This is a genomic window from Streptomyces sp. H39-C1 (assembly GCF_027158125.1).
Lineage (GTDB): Bacteria > Actinomycetota > Actinomycetes > Streptomycetales > Streptomycetaceae > Actinacidiphila > Actinacidiphila fildesensis.
Window position 1 is genome coordinate 39292 of record NZ_JAPVLS010000066.1, and the last position, 17904, is coordinate 57195.

19 protein-coding genes, 1 tRNA gene and 1 pseudogene are annotated in these 17904 nt (G+C 68.3%); 10 read left to right on the forward strand and 11 right to left on the reverse strand.

All coding sequences use genetic code 11. The features are described from left to right. The first annotated feature begins 122 nt into the window (after positions 1–122). The 4 genes from O3W51_RS33635 (at position 123) to O3W51_RS33650 (ending at position 2812) form a co-directional block, all read left to right on the forward strand. Positions 123–611: a hypothetical protein gene (locus tag O3W51_RS33635; protein WP_138354102.1), complete on the forward strand. Its 489-nt coding sequence runs from the start codon at positions 123–125 to the stop codon at positions 609–611. A gap of 55 nt (positions 612–666) precedes the next feature. Next, positions 667–1065, forward strand: coding sequence for an SHOCT domain-containing protein (locus tag O3W51_RS33640; protein ID WP_138354101.1), 399 nt, complete (start codon positions 667–669; stop codon positions 1063–1065). A gap of 157 nt (positions 1066–1222) precedes the next feature. Beyond that, positions 1223–2212 (forward strand): zinc-binding dehydrogenase, encoded by a 990-nt coding sequence (locus O3W51_RS33645; RefSeq protein WP_269288196.1) that lies wholly within the window; start codon positions 1223–1225, stop codon positions 2210–2212. Between the two features lie 144 nt (positions 2213–2356). Further along, the gene (locus tag O3W51_RS33650; protein WP_138354099.1) at positions 2357–2812 is read left to right on the forward strand and encodes a tellurite resistance TerB family protein; all 456 of its coding nucleotides are present in this window, start codon (positions 2357–2359) and stop codon (positions 2810–2812) included. Positions 2813–2880: 68 nt separating this feature from the next. On the opposite strand, the gene O3W51_RS33655 is transcribed toward O3W51_RS33650, so the two are convergent. Then, entirely contained in the window at positions 2881–4134 is a 1254-nt protein-coding gene (locus tag O3W51_RS33655; RefSeq protein ID WP_232485411.1) for a sensor histidine kinase, read from the reverse strand. A gap of 128 nt (positions 4135–4262) precedes the next feature. Beyond that, positions 4263–4916 (reverse strand): annotated as a pseudogene (locus O3W51_RS33660) (response regulator transcription factor); the annotation flags it as partial. Positions 4917–5040: 124 nt separating this feature from the next. On the opposite strand from O3W51_RS33660, the gene O3W51_RS33665 reads away from it, so the two are divergent. The 6 genes from O3W51_RS33665 (at position 5041) to O3W51_RS33690 (ending at position 10140) form a co-directional block, all read left to right on the forward strand. Then, positions 5041–5529, forward strand: coding sequence for a hypothetical protein (locus O3W51_RS33665; RefSeq protein WP_138354097.1), 489 nt, complete (start codon positions 5041–5043; stop codon positions 5527–5529). A 125-nt stretch (positions 5530–5654) separates the two neighbouring features. Then, a complete protein-coding gene (locus O3W51_RS33670) occupies positions 5655–6719 on the forward strand; it encodes a peptidoglycan-binding protein (RefSeq protein WP_138354096.1) in 1065 nt (354 codons plus the stop codon). Next, positions 6716–7555 (forward strand): ABC transporter ATP-binding protein, encoded by an 840-nt coding sequence (locus O3W51_RS33675; RefSeq protein ID WP_269288199.1) that lies wholly within the window; start codon positions 6716–6718, stop codon positions 7553–7555. The genes O3W51_RS33670 and O3W51_RS33675 overlap by 4 nt, the downstream gene beginning before the upstream one ends. Further along, the gene (locus O3W51_RS33680) at positions 7552–8751 is read left to right on the forward strand and encodes an ABC transporter permease (protein WP_269288200.1); all 1200 of its coding nucleotides are present in this window, start codon (positions 7552–7554) and stop codon (positions 8749–8751) included. Before O3W51_RS33675 ends, O3W51_RS33680 begins: the two co-directional genes overlap by 4 nt. A 57-nt stretch (positions 8752–8808) precedes the next feature. Beyond that, positions 8809–9195, forward strand: a complete 387-nt coding sequence (locus tag O3W51_RS33685) for an STAS domain-containing protein (RefSeq protein ID WP_269288201.1) — start codon at positions 8809–8811, stop codon at positions 9193–9195. Positions 9196–9297: 102 nt separating this feature from the next. Continuing rightward, positions 9298–10140 (forward strand): alpha/beta hydrolase, encoded by an 843-nt coding sequence (locus O3W51_RS33690; RefSeq protein WP_269288202.1) that lies wholly within the window; start codon positions 9298–9300, stop codon positions 10138–10140. 811 nt (positions 10141–10951) lie between these two features. On the opposite strand, the gene O3W51_RS33695 is transcribed toward O3W51_RS33690, so the two are convergent. The 9 genes from O3W51_RS33695 to O3W51_RS33735 all read right to left on the reverse strand — a co-directional run bounded on the left by O3W51_RS33695 (position 10952) and on the right by O3W51_RS33735 (position 17453). Next, on the reverse strand, positions 10952–11608 hold the full coding sequence (locus O3W51_RS33695) for a nucleotidyl transferase AbiEii/AbiGii toxin family protein (RefSeq protein ID WP_269288203.1): 657 nt from the start codon (positions 11606–11608) through the stop codon (positions 10952–10954). Positions 11609–11619: 11 nt separating this feature from the next. Continuing rightward, on the reverse strand, positions 11620–11943 hold the full coding sequence (locus O3W51_RS33700) for a hypothetical protein (protein ID WP_269288204.1): 324 nt from the start codon (positions 11941–11943) through the stop codon (positions 11620–11622). Between the two features lie 348 nt (positions 11944–12291). After that, positions 12292–12394: transfer RNA gene (locus tag O3W51_RS33705), tRNA-Thr, on the reverse strand. A 122-nt stretch (positions 12395–12516) separates the two neighbouring features. Further along, a complete protein-coding gene (locus tag O3W51_RS33710; protein WP_269288205.1) occupies positions 12517–13659 on the reverse strand; it encodes an ABC transporter permease in 1143 nt (380 codons plus the stop codon). Further along, positions 13656–14342 carry an ABC transporter ATP-binding protein gene (locus tag O3W51_RS33715; protein ID WP_269288206.1) on the reverse strand — a complete coding sequence of 229 codons (687 nt, stop codon included), beginning with the start codon at positions 14340–14342 and terminating at the stop codon, positions 13656–13658. The genes O3W51_RS33710 and O3W51_RS33715 overlap by 4 nt, the downstream gene beginning before the upstream one ends. Further along, positions 14342–15196, reverse strand: a complete 855-nt coding sequence (locus O3W51_RS33720; protein ID WP_269288208.1) for a hypothetical protein — start codon at positions 15194–15196, stop codon at positions 14342–14344. The genes O3W51_RS33715 and O3W51_RS33720 overlap by 1 nt, the downstream gene beginning before the upstream one ends. A 67-nt stretch (positions 15197–15263) precedes the next feature. Next, positions 15264–15704, reverse strand: coding sequence for a hypothetical protein (locus tag O3W51_RS33725; RefSeq protein WP_269288209.1), 441 nt, complete (start codon positions 15702–15704; stop codon positions 15264–15266). Between the two features lie 127 nt (positions 15705–15831). Further along, positions 15832–16215 carry a hypothetical protein gene (locus O3W51_RS33730; RefSeq protein WP_269288210.1) on the reverse strand — a complete coding sequence of 128 codons (384 nt, stop codon included), beginning with the start codon at positions 16213–16215 and terminating at the stop codon, positions 15832–15834. A gap of 416 nt (positions 16216–16631) precedes the next feature. After that, positions 16632–17453, reverse strand: a complete 822-nt coding sequence (locus tag O3W51_RS33735; RefSeq protein WP_269288211.1) for a hypothetical protein — start codon at positions 17451–17453, stop codon at positions 16632–16634. Positions 17454–17904 lie beyond the last annotated feature (451 nt).

The window sequence follows — 17904 nt, forward strand, 5'->3', positions numbered from 1 at the left end:
CCGGCGGCTGCTGCGCCGACCCGGACCGGCCGGCGGCTGTTGCACCGACGCGGACCGGGTCGCGCCCACGCGTCGTTCCGCCGCGTCATTCCGCAGTCGTACCGCGTGCGACGATCGACAGTGTGATCGACCTCGGCTACGCCCTCTCCCGCCGCTTTCCCGACCCCCCGCAGACGGACTACCGCACCGCGACCGTCCACTCCCTGCGTCACGACCTGTTCTGCGGCGATGTGTACCTCGCGAAGGGCGAGCGCGAACTGTCCACAGCCTGGGGATGGGTCCCGGTGCTCGACTTCGCGTGGGCGATGTGCGACATCGTCGAGCGGCTGGACCAGGACCCGCGCGGCAGCCGCGCCTCGCGCTCGCAGTACGCCGAGTTCGACTTCACCGAGTCCACGGACCGGCTCCGCTTCGCGCGGCGCTTCGGCTACGTGGACGTCGTCGCCGACTGGGCCGAGGACGAGCCGCCGCTCTCCCTGCACCACACGACGTTCCGCCGCGAGGCACGCGACTTCCTGCACGACCTGATCGCGGACCTGACCGACATGCACGACGGCCTCGGCGACAACCCGGCGATCTGGGACCTGCGGGCCCGCTTCCCGCGCGTGTGACCCATTCGGGTCAACCCCGGATGCGCCGGTTCTGACCAGAGCTTCTCCTTGAGTCATGGAAAACTACCCGATGCTCGACCTCTTCTGGACGATGCTTCTGCTGTTCTTCTGGGTGCTCTGGTTCTTCCTGCTGTTCCGGATCATCGGCGACCTGTTCCGCGACCGCGAGCTCGGCGGCTGGGCCAAGGCGGGCTGGATGATCCTGGTCATCCTGCTGCCCTTCGTCGGCGTGCTGGCCTATGTCATCGTGCGCGGCAAGGGCATGAGCCAGCGCGACGTCAAGCAGGTGGAGGCTCAGCAGACGGCCTTCAAGCAGTACGTGCGCGAAGCGGCGGGCACGCAGGACGACAGCGTGGACCAGCTCCACAAGCTGTCCGAGCTGAAGAGCCGCGGCGACCTCACCGAGGAGGAGTACGCCCAGGCCAAGCAGAAGCTCCTGGCCCGGTCGTCGTAACGCGGTAGCGCAGGCCCCGGGTCTCCCGGACGCCTTCGGACCTCCCGGCTTCCTCCGGACCTCCGGCCTTGACGTGAACCTAGGTTCACGTCGAAGGATGAGCGGTGGGGGGGGCCCCCCCCCCCCCCCCCACCGCCCGAAGATCCGGAGAAACGCCATGCGCGCCGCCCGTCTGCACGCCTTCGGCCCCGCCGAGAACCTGACGTACGAGCAGACCGAGACCCCGGTTCCGGGTCCCGGGCAGGTGCGGATCGCCGTCGGCGCGGCCGGGGTCCACGTGATCGACACCGTCTTCCGCCAGGGCGACCCGAAGAGCCCGTACCCGCTGCCCGAGCTGCCGACGATCCCCGGCCGCGAGGTCGCCGGCACCGTCGACGCGCTCGGCGAGGGCACCGACGCGCGCTGGCTCGGCCGGCGCGTCGCCGCCCACCTCGGCATGGTCCCCGGCGGCTACGCCGAGACCGCGGTCACCGACACCGGCAAACTGCACGAGCTGCCGGAGAACCTGGACTTCGCCGAGGGCATCGCCATGATCGGCACCGGCCGCACCACCCTCGGCATCCTGCGGTTCGCGGACCTGACCGACCAGGACGTGGTGATCGTCACCGCCGCGGCCGGCGGCATCGGCACCCTGCTCGTCCAGCACGCCAAGAACCTCGGCGCGACCGTCGTCGGAGCGGCGGGCGGCCCGGCCAAGGTCGAACGGATCCGCGGCCTGGGCGCGGACGTGGCCGTCGACTACAACACCCCCGGCTGGACCCACCAGGTGCGCACCGCCCTCGGCGGCCGGTCCGCGACCGTCGTCTTCGACGCCGTCAGCGGCCCGCTCGGCCGCGCCGCCGTCGATCTGCTCGGCAAGGGCGGCCGGCACCTCGTCTACGGCTGGTCCGCCGGCGGACCGCTGGAGCTCGGCGAGGAGGAACTGGCCACTCGTGGGATCACCTCGCAGACCGTGATCGGCCCGCCGATGATGAAGGCGATCGGCGGCCCCGAGGGCCTGCGCGCCCTGGAGGAGGCGGCCCTCGCGGAGGCCGCCGCCGGCCGTCTCGTACCTGCGGTGCAGCGCTTCCCGCTGGCGGAGGCCGCCGCCGCGCACCGGGCGCTGGAGACCCGCGCCACGATGGGCAAGGTCGTGCTGGTCCCGTAGCCGCCGCATCCTTGGCCGCCGGTCGCGTGCCGTCCCGCGCGCCCCCGGGCGGTGCCCGGCCCGGGGGCGCCAGGGAACTCCATGGGGCCTCCGGGGAGTTCCCTGGGCGAGATCGAAAGCCAATGCGTCGAGGAGAACACCACCATGGCCCTGTGGAATCGCTTCAAGGAGTCCGCGCAGACCATGCAGACCCAGCTCACCGCGAAGAAGAACGACCTCAAGAGCGGGGCGTTCCGCGACGCGAGCATGGCGATGTGCGCACTGGTCGCCGCCGCCGACGGTCAGATCGACCCGTCCGAGCGCCAGCGCGTGGCGTCGCTGATCGCGGGCAACGACGTATTGCAGAACTTCCCGGCCGATGACCTGCAGCGCCGGTTCGACGCCTACCTCGGCAAGCTGACCGCCGACTTCGACTTCGGCAAGGTCGGGATCCTGCAGGAGATCGGCAAGGTCCAGAAGAAGCCGACCGAGGCCCGCGCCGTCATCCAGATCGGCATCGTCATCGGCGGCGCCGACGGTGACTTCGACAAGACCGAGCAGGGTGTCGTCCGCGAGGCGTGCTTCGCGGTGGGCATCGACCCCAAGGAGTTCGACCTCTAAGGCCAGGACCGCTAGGGCCAGAACCGCTAGGACCGCTAGGGCCTCCAGGGCCTCCAGGGCCAGGACCTCTAGGACCGCTGAGAAACCGGCTTCCTGGAGCCGGCCGGCTGGAAGCCGGCCACGCGGACCGTCAGGCCGCCGCCCGGATTCGCTGCGGCGGTGGCCACGGCCCCGTGCGCGCGGGCGATCGAGGCGACGATGGAGAGCCCGAGTCCCGCCCCCTCCCCCGGCCCGTGGCGGCGGGCCTGCATCCGCCGGAAGGGCTCGAAGAGCTCCGGCACCTCGGCGGCCGGCACCTCAGGGCCGGTGTTGACGACCTCCAGGCCGTCCGCGCCGACCCTGACCCGCACCTGCCCGCCCGGGTGGTTGTAGCGGATCGCGTTGCTCACCAGGTTGTGCACCAGATGCCCGAGCAGCACGGCCTCGCCCTGCACGGTCAGCGGCCGCAGTTCGGTCCCGACGGTGACCCCGTGCTCGCCCGCCTGGTCCGCGAGCGCCGTCGCAACGCTCGCCGCGGTCGCGTCGAGCGCGATCGGCCCGACGCGCTCCAGCCCCTGGTCGCTGGCCGAGAGCAGCAGCAGTCCGTCGATCAGCTTCTCGCTGTCATCGGCGACGTCGATGAGCTTGCCGCGCAGGCGCGCGAGCCGTTCCGGATCCAGGTCCGGGTCCGCCAGCCCGATCTCGGCCGCGGCACGCTGCACGGCCAGCGGCGTCCGCAGCTCATGGGCGGCGTTGGCGACGAACCGCTGCTGGGCGGAGACCAGCTGCTCTATCCGGTCGAGCATGGTGTCGAACGTGTCGGCGAGCTGCTTCAGCTCGCCGGGCGGCGCCTTCAGCTTGATGCGCTCGTGCAGGTTCTCACCGGACAGCCGGCGGGCGGTGGACGTGATGACGCCCACCGGACGCAGCACCCGTCCCGCCATCCACCAGGCCAGCGCCACGGACAGCACGGCGAAGACGGCGAGCGAGATGAGCGAGACCGTCAGCAGTTTGCTGAGGGCCGCGCTCTCCGCCGCCGTCGTGATCATCTTCGTCGCCGCGTGCGCCTTGGCGGCGTCGAACGTCTGCCCCTGCAGGGGAAGCGCCGGCTGGGCCTCGGCGAACTGCCGGGTCGGCAGGGCGTAAGGGGAGCGGGGGCCGCCGCCGATGGGGACGGCGGTGGTGACGGCAAGGCTGATGGTGGAGTAGAGACCGCTGCGCACCAGCGAGTACACGAGGGCTATCAGCACGCCGCCGGCCAGCACCAGCAGCCCGCCGTACAGACTCGTCAGCCGGGCCCGTTCACTGCTCAGCCGCCAGAGCCGCAGACGGAACCGGCTCATGACCGGTCCCGGGAGGCGGAGTTCGGGGCCTGGTCCCCGGAGGCGGAGTTCGGGGTCCGCTCCCCGGCGGTTGAGTTCAGGGCCTGGTCCCCGGCGGCTGCGTACGGCGACCGGTCCCCCGGAACGTCGGCGATCCGGTAGCCGACGCCCGGCACCGTCTCCACCACCTGCGGCTCGCCGAGCTTGGTGCGCAGCTTGCTGAGCGTCACCCGGACCGCGTTCGTGCGGTAGCTGGTGTCCTCCTCCCACACCTGCTCGATCAGGTCCTCGCCGCTGACGACCGCGCCGTCCGCGCGCATCAGTACCTCCAACACCGCGAACTCCTTCCGGGACAGGCTCAGATACCGGCCGTCGCGGCTCGCCTGGCGGCGCGCGCCGTCCATGACGAGGCCGGCGCGTTCGATCACCGGGGGCAGCGCGGGGTGCACCCGGCGGCCCAGTGCCAGGACCCGGGCGAGCAACTCGTCGTAGGCGAACGGCTTGGTGAGGTAGTCGTCGGCGCCCAGGCCGAGCCCCGCCACCCGGTCGCGGACGGTGCCGGCGGCGGTGAGCATCAGCACCCGGGTGAGCAGCCGCTGCTCCACGACCCGGCGGCAGACCTCGTCGCCGTGGACCCCGGGCAGATCGCGGTCCAGGACGAGCACGTCGTAGGCGCCGAACCGGAGCTTGCGCAGCCCTTCGGCGCCGTCCGACGCCACGTCCACCGCGATGGCGTCACGGCGCAGCCCGTCGGCCACCATTTCGGCCAGGAATTCCTCGTCCTCCACCAGCAAAACACGCATGTGCCCCTGTTTACCCGATGGGGACCTTTCGGCGTTGTAAAGGACCTCGCTTAGAGAAACGAGAGCTCTGCGGCTGTCAATCTCCTCCCGTCACTATCCGGAACAGCCGCAAAGTGAGAATCCCATGAGAAATCGCAACCGCGTTTCCGCCGGCGCCGCGGCACTGGCCGCTCTCGCCCTCTTCGCCTCCGCCTGTTCGGGCTCCGATACGGACTCCGACGCGAAGGGATCGCCCGGGAAGAGCTCGGCCGACACCGCCGCCGACAAGGCGCTCAAGTTCCGCAAGTGCCTGCGGGACAACGGCATGGACGTGCAGGAACCCAAGCCGGGCGAGGACCCGCGGGGCATGACGATCGGCAGGAACGGCAGTGAGGCGTCGATGAAGAAGGCGATGGACGCCTGCAAGCAGTTCAGCGCGAATCCGTCGGGAGAAATATCCCAGGCGGACAAGGACAAGGCTCTCAAGTTCGCGCAGTGCATGCGTAGGAACGGCGTCGACATGCCCGATCCGAACTTTGGCGGCAGTGGCGGGATGCAGAAGGCCATGCCGATGCCGCAGGGCGCGGAGAAGGAGAAGTTCGACAAGGCCAACAAGCTCTGCTCCGTCGACTGACGACCGGCGTGACCGACGGCATGCGCAAGAGCACGCACGGAACGCACGGAACACGCCGAACGCAGGCAAGGCACGAAACGCAGAGCACGCGGCCGAGCACGCAGGGGACGGACGGGAATACGTCGATGAAGCGCAAGAGAATCGTTCTGGCCGCCGTGGCGGTGGTCGTGGTCGTCGCCGGGGGCGGCGTGGCCGTCACCGCGCTGGCCGCCCCCGACAAGGGGGTGACCCAGCAGAATTCCGGCCTCCCGCCGGCGACCGCCCCGATCGAGCGCGGCGATCTCAGCGACAGCACCCAGAAGCAGGGCACGCTCGGGTACTCCAAGGAGCGCAAGATCAACGCGGGCGCCATGGGCACCATCACCTGGGTCGCCGGCGCCGGCTCCTCCGTCGCGCGCGACGGCAGGCTGTACGAGGTCGACGGCAAGCCCGTACGGCTGATGTACGGCACGACCCCCATGTACCGGACGCTGAAGACCGGCGACAAGGGCGACGACGTCCGGCAGTTGAAGGAGAATCTGCGCGCCCTCGGCTTCGGCTCCGGCCTGGCCGCCGACGGCACGTTCACCGCCGGCACCGCCGATGCCGTGAAGCGCTGGCAGAAGGACCACGACCTGCCGAGGACCGGCACGACCGGCCCCGACCAGATCGCCTTCTCCGCCGGCCCGGTACGGATCAAGTCGGCGGACTCCACCGTCGGCGACCAGGCCGGTCCCGGCAAGCCGGTGCTGACCACGACCAGTTCCGAGCGGATCGTCGAGTTCAAGCTGGAGGTCGCCGACGGTCAGCTGGCGCGGACCGGCACCAAAGTCACCGTCGATCTGCCGGGCGGCGGGACCGCGCAGGGCAAGGTCTCCTCCATCGGCAAAACCGTCGAGGAGGGCGAGGACCCGCAGGACAAGACACCCAGGATCTCCGTCACGGTCACCTTCGACGACCCGTCCAAGGTCGGCGGCCTCGACAAGTCCCCGGTGACGGTGAACCTGACCGGCCAGACCCACCAGGGCGTGCTGTCCGTACCCGTCAACGCCCTGCTGGCGCTGCCCAGCGGCGGCTTCGGCGTCCAGGTCGTGGAGAACGGCAAGGCGCGCGACGTCGCGGTCGAGCTCGGCATGTTCGGGCAGGGGCGGGTCGAGATCAGCGGCGGCGGGCTGCGCGAGGGCATGAAGGTCGGGGTGCCGTCGCTGTGAGTTCCACCGGTACCGCCCCGAACACCGTCGTCGAACTCGTGGGCGTCGGGAAGCAGTACCCGGGCGGCGTCACGGCGCTGCGTGGCGTGGACCTGACGATCGACGACGGCGAACTGCTCGCCATCGTCGGCCCGTCCGGCTCCGGCAAGTCCACCCTGCTGCACATCGTCGGCACCCTGGACCGGCCGTCCTCCGGCTCGGTCGCCATCGCGGGCCACGACGTCGCCGCGCTGTCCGACCGCAGGCTCTCCGCGCTGCGCGCCCAGCACGTCGGATTCGTCTTCCAGGCGTTCCATCTCGTGCCCGGCATCAGCGCCCAGGACAACGTGGCCGAGGGGCTCCTCTACTCGGGGCTGCCGCGCGCCGAACGCCGCCGCCGGGCCGCCGCCGCGCTGGAGCGCGTCGGCCTCGCGGACCGGATGGACCACAAGCCGCACCAGCTGTCCGGCGGGCAGAAGCAGCGCGTCGCCATCGCGCGCGCCGTCGTCGGCGAACCCGACCTGCTGCTCGCCGACGAGCCCACCGGCGCCCTGGACTCCGCCTCGGGCGAGGCGGTCATGGAGCTGCTGCACGATCTCAACAAGGAAGGCGCGACCATCGCCGTGATCACCCACGACAGCGAGATCGCCGACCGGCTGCCCCGCCAGGTGCGGATCCGCGACGGCCGGGTGGTGGCGGACACCAGACAGGCCCGCACGAGTGGCGGGACGGGTGCTGATGCCAGGACGGACGCGGCAGCTGACTCCGCACCCGGCACTGTGCCCGGCACCGCACCCGGCACCGGGACCGGCACCGGGACCGACGCCGGGACCGACGCCGGAGCGGTCGCCGTATGAGGCGCACCGCACTCTCCCCCGCCCGGCTCAGCGCCCGCGATGTGTTCCACGTCGGATCCGCCGGGCTGCGCGGCCGCCCCATGCGCGTCGTCCTGTCCGCCCTGGGCATCGCGCTCGGCATCGCGACGATGATCGCGGTGGTCGGCATCTCGTCCTCCAGCAAGGCCCAACTCATGCGGGAACTGGACCGGTTGGGCACCAACATGCTCGTGGTGACCCCGGGCGACGCGCTGTTCACCGGCCAGGACGCCCGGCTGCCGAAGGAGGCCCCGGGCATGGTCGGCCGGATCCCGGGCGTCGAGCAGGTGGGCGCCACCGGCGACATCAAGCAGTCGGTACGCCGTTCCGAGAAGATCCCCGAGGGCGACACCGGCGGCATCGCCGTCAAGGCGACCACCGAGGAGCTGCTGAAGACCCTGCGCGGCTCGGTGCGCAGCGGCAACTGGCTCAACAAGGCCACCGGCAGGTACCCGTCCGTCGTGCTCGGCAGCGTCGCCGCCGACCGCCTCGGCATCACCGCCCCCGGGCAGCAGGTGTTCATCGGCGGCCGGTACTTCACCGTCACCGGCATCCTCGACCCGCTGCCGCTCGCCCCCGAGATCGAGCGCTCCGCCCTCGTCGGGTGGGACGCGGCGGAACGGCTGCTGGGCTTCGACGGCCATCCCACGTCCGTCTACGAACGCTCCACCGATGCCGCGGTCGCCGCCGTACGCGACCTGGTCCCGCGCACGGCCAACCCGCAGAACCCGCAGGTCGTGAAGGTCACGGATCCTTCGGCGGCACTGCAGGCGAAGGCCGCCACGGACGGCGCGTTCACCAATCTGCTGCTCGGTCTCGGCGGGGTCGCCCTGCTGGTCGGCGGCGTCGGCGTCGCCAACACCATGATCATCTCGGTGCTGGAACGCCGCTACGAGATCGGGCTGCGCCGCTCCCTGGGCGCGACCAGGGGCCAGATCCGCATCCAGTTCGTCACCGAGTCCCTCATGCTCTCCGGACTCGGCGGCCTGGCGGGCATCGCCCTCGGCTCCCTCGCCACCTTCGTCTACGCCACCACCGGCGGCCTCCCGTGGGTGGTACCGCCGTGGGCCGTCAGCGGCGGCTTCGGCGCCACGCTGATCATCGGCACCGTCGCCGGCCTCTATCCGGCGGTCCGCGCGGCCCGCCTTTCGCCGACCCTGGCGCTGCACGCCGCGTAGGGCCGGTCCGGCCGAGCCCGTACGCCTCCCGTGGAACCTCTCCGGAAGGAAGCCCCCGTGCCCCTCGTCCCACCAGACCACCCGAGCCCCGCCTTCACCGTCCGTGTCAGCACCCGCGGCACCGTGCCGGTCGTCGAACTCCACGGCGAGATCGACCTCATGGCCACGCCGTACATCAGCCGACGGCTGGACGGACTCGCCCGCCGGGAGCACGAGGGCCACCCTCCCGACCTCGTCATCGACGTCACCGGCGTCACGTTCATGGACTGCCGTGGGCTCTCCGTGCTCGTCCACGCCCACAACCTCATCAGCGCACGGCACGGCCGGCTGCACCTCACCGGCGTCCGCCCGCACCTCCGCAAACTCCTCCACCTCACCGGCCTGGACAGGACCTTCGCCGTCCAGGACGCCCGCGTCGGCCGCGTATCAGCGCCCTGTCGGTGACGCGGTCCACAGTGGAGTCGTTGCCCGGATCCGCTAGGGCCACCAAGACCTGACGGATCCGGGCAGCGCCGGCCAGGACCCCGGAACGCCCCAGGAGGACCGATGAACGCGCCGTCGACGAACGCGCCCAGGACCGACACGCTCAAAGTGCCCGGAGCCACCCTCCACTACGAGATCCGCGGCTCCGGTCCCGTCCTGCTCATGATCCACGGCGGCTCCGGCGACGCCGGTGTCTTCGAGGGCGTCGCCGGCGCCCTGGCCGACCGCTACACCGTCGTCACCTACGACCGGCGCGGCAACTCCCGCAGCCCGGTGGAGGGCCCGCCGCAGGACATGAGCGTCGCGACCGACAGCGAGGACGCCCGCCTCCTCCTCGCCGCCCTCACCGACGAGCCCGCCCACGTGTTCGGCAGCAGCTCGGGCGCCATCGTCGCTCTCGACCTGCTCACCCGGCACCCGGACCGCGTCCGCATCGCCGTCCCCCACGAACCCCCGTTGTTCGGCGTGCTCCCCGACGCCGACGAGCACATCGCCTTCCTCAGGAACGTCCACGCCATCTACCTCCGCGACGGCGTCGGACCCGCGATGGAGGTCTTCGGCGCCCGCATGGGCCTGGACACCGAAGGTCCCCTGCCCCACACGGAGCTCCCCCCACAGATCCGGGACCTCGTCACCCGGATGGCCGCCAACACCGACCACCTCCTGGCCCACGAGCTCCTGCCGGTCACGAACCACCTCCCGGACCTGACCGCCCTGGCCACCGTGACCCCCCAACTGGCCCTGGCCGGCGGCCGCGACTCCCGCGGCTTCCTTCCCTACCGCCCCAACACCGTCCTGGCCACCCGCCTCGGCATCCCCATCACCGACTTCCCAGGCAACCACGCCGGCTACCTCCCCCACGCCCCGGCCTTCGCCACCCAACTGGCCACCCTCCTCACCCGCTGACCGGCTCACGGGCGGCCCGGGTGAACGCGAGAAGGGCCACGAGGGCGTTCAACACCGGGGGTTCAACCCCATCCCCCGCGCCTGACCCTGCCAAGCGGTCGCCGACTTAGGTCAGCGGACGACGGCCTGGATCTCGCGGACGGTCAGGTCCGTGGTGGTACCGAAGGTCCCGTCGGGGAGATCGACCGGCTTGGGGTTGCCGGTGCCCGTCCAGCCGATCTTCCAGGTGACGGTGGCCTTGAAGTGGTATGGGCCGTTGGTTCCGGACGCGTGGCGGTAGGCGCTCAGCGCCTGGGCAGCTTGTGCGTCGCGTTCCGCAGATTCGTCGCGGCCGCCGCCATCGACGCCGCCTCCGGCCGGGCCGGCCGCTCACGCAGCGCTCACGCAGACGGCCCCGGACGCGGTGTCCGGGGCCGTCTGTGGTGGTCACGATGTGGTGCTCGCTCGGGCCGCTGGTGCGGCTCGGGCGGGTGGTGCGGGGAGCCCCCTGTCGGATTCGAACCGACGACCTTCGCTTTACAAGACCATGAGCGATCGTGTTGCGTAGTGCCAGGTCGTGCTGCCGGGTGACGTTTTGCCTGATCAGAGCACGTGCGGCTGGTTGTTCCGTGCTACGCCGTGACGCACCGTCCAAAGGCGTCCGTCCACCGCCCGTCCACCGGAGACCCTTCCTTGCGGGGCATTCAGTCCGCCCGGCGGCCTTGTCGCATCCCTACACAAGAGCGGCCAGTACTCCTGCTCGGGTGCCGAAGCGCCGATAGCCGCCGAAAGAGCCGCCAGTAGGCTCTCCGGGTCACCACGCCCGGCTGGGTCATCGCTCGTCGACCCACTCATCGAGGATCTCGGCAGCCCAGGCACGCAGGCGTCGACGCATGTCCTCCACCTGACCGCTATCGACGCCGTAGGCCTCGTACTCTCGGTCCGGCCAACGGTCGACCGCTTGCAGCGCCTGGGCGAAGTAGCGCGGTTCGAACCCGGCATCGTGCTCCGACGCCAACTGAAGCAGTTGTTCACCCGAGTACCGCTCGGAGGCGAGCGCGGCATTCACGTCAAGGTAATCTCGCGGCGCGGCCCGTCCGAACAGCGTGGTCACCTTGTTGGCCACCGCGTCGTCGGGGTGCAGTACGGGCCCGATCTCCAACACGGCAGGCGGCCGAGCCCGCCAGTCGCACCCGAGCTCCACCTTCGCCATGTGCCCCTGTTCGTCGGCAACCGCGAGCCGAGCGAACACCTCACCGGTTTTCTCCACCTCAACGGTCAGGTCTGCCGCCCGGTACGCGGCGGCTACCGCATCGATGGCCTCTGAAAAGGCGACGGGGTCGGCGATATCCGTGAAGAGGTCGACGTCATCCGACAGGCGTTCCAGGAACCCGTGCACCTGAACCGCGTACCCGCCGGCCAGGACAAAGCCGTATCTCGCGGCGGCTCCAAGACCGATACGGGCGAGTCGGGCATGAAACGGATCCATGCCAGCGAATACTACGCAGCCCTACGGGCCAGCTCCGGGAAACGCCCTTCCCACATCAACCGCACCCGCGGCGGAAGCCACAACCTCTGCCACACAGCCGACAGAAGCACCGGGTCCAGGAACCCCCGAAGCTCCTCCACATGCATAGCTTCCCGGATGACCGTCTCATAGAGCATTCGAAGGTCAACATCGTCCGACAGGTCGTAGGACCTCTTCGGAGTCCAGTCCAACACCGTCGGCAAAACCACGACCCCGTCCGTCGGACCGGCCAGCTCATCCAGGGTTTCCGGAACCGTGTACGGCCGGATCTCCGCATACCGCACCCGTGTCTCCATGCGCCCAGTATGCCCAAGGCTGACCCCCGAAACCACAGCCATCCACCCGCTCCAGTTCGCGGCGGAAGCAACGAGTGCAGCAAGGGCAGGTTTGGAGCAAGGACGAGACCGCCGGCGTCAGGGACGGCACCTACAACCGGCCGGAGTGCCGGCCGGCGCCCTCGGACTCCCTAAGGCTCCACAGCAACCTTGCACGCATCCCAAGATCATCGAAAAGTAAAACCCCAGGTCAGCGACCCAGGGTGGCTTCGCCGCCCGCCGTGGGGCGGGCAAATCTAAGACACCAGGACATCGATGACCTTGGAACCGATCTATTTGCGCGTCAGAGGCCCGGCCTGGGTTTCACCATGGAGCCGCCTTCGGGATTCGAACCCGAGACCTACGTATTACGAGTGCCGCTTCCCGCTGTAGCGCGGATCGGGATTCGCCTCGCTGGCCAGCGAGGCGCGGCGCCAGGTGGGGATCCATGTGCCGTTCAGCAGCAGGCGCCGCTGTTCACCCGCCGCCGCAAGGGCGGGACTGTCCTAATCAAGACAGTCCCCTCCAGCGGTCCACCCCGGGTGCCGAGCATCATCAGGCACGCATCACGAGGGCGATGGGTAGCCGCGCCGCGCGCAGCGCTGGCACGGCACCTCCGGCTAGACCGGCCAGCGCTCCGACAGCAAGGCCTACCAGGCAGGCTCTGAGCGGGAATGGCCCGGTGTCGAGGCCGCCCACGACCAAAGGCAGCGCCATCGTGAATGCTGCCCAGGACAGGCATGTGGCCACGGCAGCACCGAGTACGCCGACCAGGACGGATTCCGTCAGGACCAGGAGTGCCACGTCGCGGCGCGTTGCGCCCAGGGAGCGGCGTAGCGCGAGTTCCTCGGCTCGCTCTTTGAGCGTGGCGAGTCCGATGTTCAAGACGCCAATGACGCCGACGAGCAGAGTGACTCCCCCGATGATCAGGAAGATCGTCCGGGTGCTGTGGAGGGTGTTGGTGAGGGTTTCGATGGTGTCGACGCGGACCGCACCACCGTCGGTACGCAGTCCGTAGGTTGTGGCTGCGGCGGTGAGGCGGTGTGCGGCGTCGTCGGTTCCGCGGGGATTTCGGGCGAGCACTTGGAGGATCGTGGAGGGGTTAGCTCCGGCCCGGGCGCGGAGTTGGGTCAGGGGAAGCCATGCGTGTGGGGTGTCGTCGCCGTCGTCGATGAGGGCGACGACGGCGACGGGCAGGGGGACGGAGCCGGAGGTGGGGCGCAGTGTCAGGGCGCCGAACCGCGCGGCCGCCTTGTTCAGCGCGATGGTGGGAATGAGCTGGTCGTGGTCGGTGGGCCATCTCCCGCTTTCGATGCGGAAGGGGCGGATCTGCAGCAGCGGGCCGCTGAAGGCGGTGACGGACACCTGGGCGCCGTCGGGGTTGGTCAGGGCGGCTCCGTTCTCGGTGGCCAGCAGCGCTGCGGTTCCCTGCCCGTGATGGACGAGGTGGTCGGCGGCTTGCAGGGATTGTGCGCTACCGTCGGCCTTCAGTGCCCAGGTGCCTTCGAGTCCGTGTTGTAGCTCGGCGGGGCGCAGGATGACGCGTTCCGCGGTGGTCGAGGCCACGTCGACGATGAGGATGGCCAGGACGCCGAGGACGAGGCTGAGGCAGGACAGTAGGGTGCGGCCGGCTCGGCTGCGCAAGCCTTGGGCGGCGGTCTGGATGATGATGCCGCGGGGTATGTGTGACGGTCTCACGGGGCCCACTGTCCTTCGACGAGGTGGTGGGTTGCGTCCATCCTGGCGGCGACCTGCGGATCGTGGGTGACCACGACCAGGGCGATGTCCTGTTCGCGGCACAGGGACAGGAGCCAGGACACGGTGTCTTCTGCCGTCTTTTCATCGAGGGCGCCGGTGGGTTCGTCGGCGAGTACGACGCGGGGAACGAGGGCCAGGGCTCGGGCGATCGCGGTGCGCTGTTGCTCGCCGCCGGACAGTTGTGCGGGGCGATGGTGGGCGCGGTCGGCCAGGCCGAGGCGGTCCAGGGCTTCCAGTGCGGATTGTCTGCGTTGCCGGCGCCCCGCGCGGCTCGCGTGGACGAGCGCGAGTTCGACATTCTGCAGTGCCGTGAGATGGGGCATCAGGAAGAACCGTTGGTAGACGAAGCCGAAGAACTCGCCGCGGAAAGCGGACAGGTCGCGGTCCCGCAGGCTGTGGACGTCCTGGCCGTTGACCCGATAAGTGCCCGCGTCCAGCTGGTCGAGCAGTCCCAGCAGCGCCATCAGAGTGCTTTTGCCGGATCCCGACCGGCCCAGCACCGCGTGGCTGGTGCCGGAATGCACAGTGAGGGAAACGCCGCGGAGAACCGGTAGTTCTTGACCGGTAGTTGTGCGAAAGGACCGGACCGCGTCACGCAACTCGAGGAAGGGGACGTCGGGCATCAGTCGGCTGCCGGGGTGTCGAGGGCGGGGGGCCGCGCGGCGACGGATTGGCCTTCGGTCAAGCCGGACCGGATCTCGATCTGGATGCCGTCGGTGATCCCGAGGGTGACGCTGTGGACGGTGGTGTTTCCCGCGCTGTCGACGAGGTTCACCTGGCCGGAGTCCGCGCTTCCCGCCACGGCGGTGAGGGGCAAGGTCAGGACCTGGCCACGCTTTTCCAGGTCAATGGCGAGGATTCCGCGCAAGCCAGCGAAGACACGGATGTTGTCCGGAGGCGCGCACAAGACAGACAGGTCGCCGCCGTCGGACTGCTGGGGACCTCCCAGGACGGGGCAGTCGAAGGGGCCTGGCCCCTTGTCGATGGAGGCCCGGGCCCGAGAGCCGGCGTCCATGGCCGTCAGCCGGTAACGGTCAGCGGGGGCCACGGCCGCCCGCAGGGCGAAGCCCTGGGAGCGCAGCGAGACCAAGGGGATACCCAAGGGGACCTGCTCGCCTGAGGCCGCCGCGACGGACAGCACCTCGGCGCGCGCCGTCGCGGTGACCGACACCTGCCCGTCTTTGGTCTGCACCGTGGCAAGGACCTCGCCCGGTCGGACCGTCGCTCCCACCTGCACGCGGGGCTGGAAGGTTCCCCCGACCGGCGCGAGGACCGTATACGCCGGGCGCGCCACCAGTTCGGCGTTGAGGGACAAGACATTGCGGATGTCGCCTTTCGTGACCGTGACGGTTCCGCTCGATCCACTGCCTGTGGCCAGGCTCCCTTCGGAGGACTCCCCTGCCGGTCCGGCACCCGCCCCGGCCGCGGCATAGGCCGCGGCCGCGGCCAGGAGCACGCCGCAGCCGGCCGCCAGCACACTCTTCTTGCGCACGAATCCCGTCCCGCTCACTTCGCGAACCTGTTCCCTGCAGGACGACCACACGTCATTGGCTCTGCCCCGGCATGATGCAGTTGGCACTGTAGTGCTGCTGGAACCCGCTGGGGTCGCCGAGCTCGGCCTTGTCCATGTACTCGGTGAACATGGACCGTCCGGTGTCGTCCAAATGATCCTTGCTCATGAAATCCATAGATGGTGATTTCTTGAGTTCAGCCAGGGCCTTGCCCGCTCTGGTCTTGTCCGAGCCTTGACTGTCCAGCCATTCCTTTTCCCATGAACACCGCCAGAAGTACTGCGCGGTGACCAGTCCTACGCCGTTCTGGTAACTGGTCTTCTGTTTCGGCTCCGGAAGACCCGGGAAGGGCTTCGCGCCCTGCGGAAGAGTGAGATCACCGGCGGCATCCCGGTACTCGGCAGCCGCCTTATCGTAGCCAGTGAATTCATTGGACTCCGAACAACCCGCAAGACCGGCCGCCATGACGCCCACAGCGGCAAGTACAGCACACTGCCGCACAACATTTCTCATTATATTCCCCTGCTTGCCAGGGGGCGGGAAGATGACTTCCCGCCCCCTGCTCATGCTGCGATAAAGAACCCCACCACGGCCAGGCGATCTACCAGTAGAGCTCCCCGGCCCAGTGCTGATCGTCGCTGGCCCACAGGTAGCTGACAGCACGGCCATTGATTGCGAACTCCGTGCCCGCGGCCATATTCGCTGCAAGCCTGTAGGAGGCATTGATCCCACCGAGCTGCACACTGGTAGTGATCTGGTACCCCCAGACATTCCGCAGCCCAAGACGCAGGTCTCCAGTAATCTTGTTGGCGTACCAGAGGTCGACGTTCCGCCACGCAGAAGGAATGGTGCGGTATGTCGAGTACTGAACCACCGTGGAATTCCCGTTAGGAAGGTCCCCCTCCACATGCTGGTTAGGCCGCCCCGGATCCGCCTGCGCCGGCACAGAAACCGCCACCATCAAACCTGCCAGCACAACCGTCATCAGGACTTTACGTGCTCCACGCATTTTCGGAACCCCCTCGGATCAAAACCACGAACAGTTGAAAAGCACTCATACAGCGAATTGCTAGCGGAAAATCACCGGTCTTTCGCCAACCAGCGGCGGATCGGGAACCCATCGAGATCCTCCAGGGACCGCGAGGAAGGATTTCTCCGATGTTTCAATACCTGAACCTCGCTCCCCGATGTAGATGGCCACAGGTTCGATCTGCTCTCCGCCATCGAACGGAAGCAGTCGCAACTGCAGATCACGTACCGCTTGGATTGGTTCCGTCATTTCGAGCAGGTCATCCCCGAGATGTCTCATTCCAAACACACAAACCCCTCCCTCGTGCAATTACAGCCCGCGCGCCAGATGGCGACGACCAGGCCCAGCCGAACCGAATTGGGAATATTCGATTATTCGGCGGTGAGAAAATTTCTCAACAACCCGCTGAGCTCTTTCTGAATGTCGGACCCAGAGTAAGTGGCGGAAAATACACACAGAAGCGCGTTGATGCCACGAATCAAAATTTCCCTTCCAAGGATACCCCCTGCATGCGCAACGCTATTGATCTCCACAGTGCCCTTAGGAAGTCGGGCCGGGATGTTCTTAGCGTCACCAAGGAGGCCATTTGAATCCCCGATCGGGTAGCCCAACTCTAGAATTCCACCCGCCAATCCTTCGCACAGTACCGGCTCAGAGCTACCGAGGTCTGGGACACATAGCTCCATGTATGCCTCGACATCTCCCGGCCTGAATTCCCCACCGATCATAACCCGCGGACCATCATCGTCAATAGCACTATGGAATTCAATAATAGCACTGATACTTCGGTTTGTTCGAATATCAAGATGGGACTCGCGGGCAGCCCGAATTTTACTGGAGGAGCCGTAGCGTGCACGTTCGTCATACGACTTGACGAAAATCTTTCGTTCGGACTCCACGACATTAACGACTCGATCGTTACGCCGAACCGCGAATGCAGCAATACCACGCCAAGAGGTTTCCTCAATCGCAAATTGATAATTCCAACCAGAAAATCCAATCGAGAAGAACCCCACCTTCTCGTCCGCTCTGGCGGTCAAGGCTTCTACGAATTTTTCAATCTCTACGAATTTTTCAGATCTGCTCGAAACGCCGATAGCTCTCATCCGGTAGAGCCCTGCCAGGTAGCGCGCTTTGGCGTACCAAATCTGACACCGGAGCACCATTCCATCAACCGGTTGGATCAAGGGCATGGTAGATACCCAGCCATCGTTGGCGAGCTGCTCAATTATTCCCGCAACTCTCCGCGCATCGATCCAATTAAGACCCGGCCGTGGTGGCATTTTAGTTACTTCCGATCATACGCGGATGAGGAAATTTTGATCTTCCCGGCATTCTCTCACTTTCGCGTGGGGTGTCTCCCGAGGCCTCAGGAGGCACCCCACGCAGAGGATGTCCCTAGTGAGGGCGAGGAACTCGCCACGGCCGAGCTCCCGTGACCGCACCCTCCACCAAATGCTCCGAGGTCTCATACAGATCATCGTAATAGAGCCACGTCGGGTAGATCGGCTGTCCCAGGTACTACAGGGGCGGTTCGTGCCTGCTGATCGGGTGAGTCGTTGGTCAGGGCGTGGAGACGCAGCGGGACGTTGAGGTCTGGGCGGCGTGGTTCGAGGACTTCTTTGCTCGGATCGCGGGTCTGTT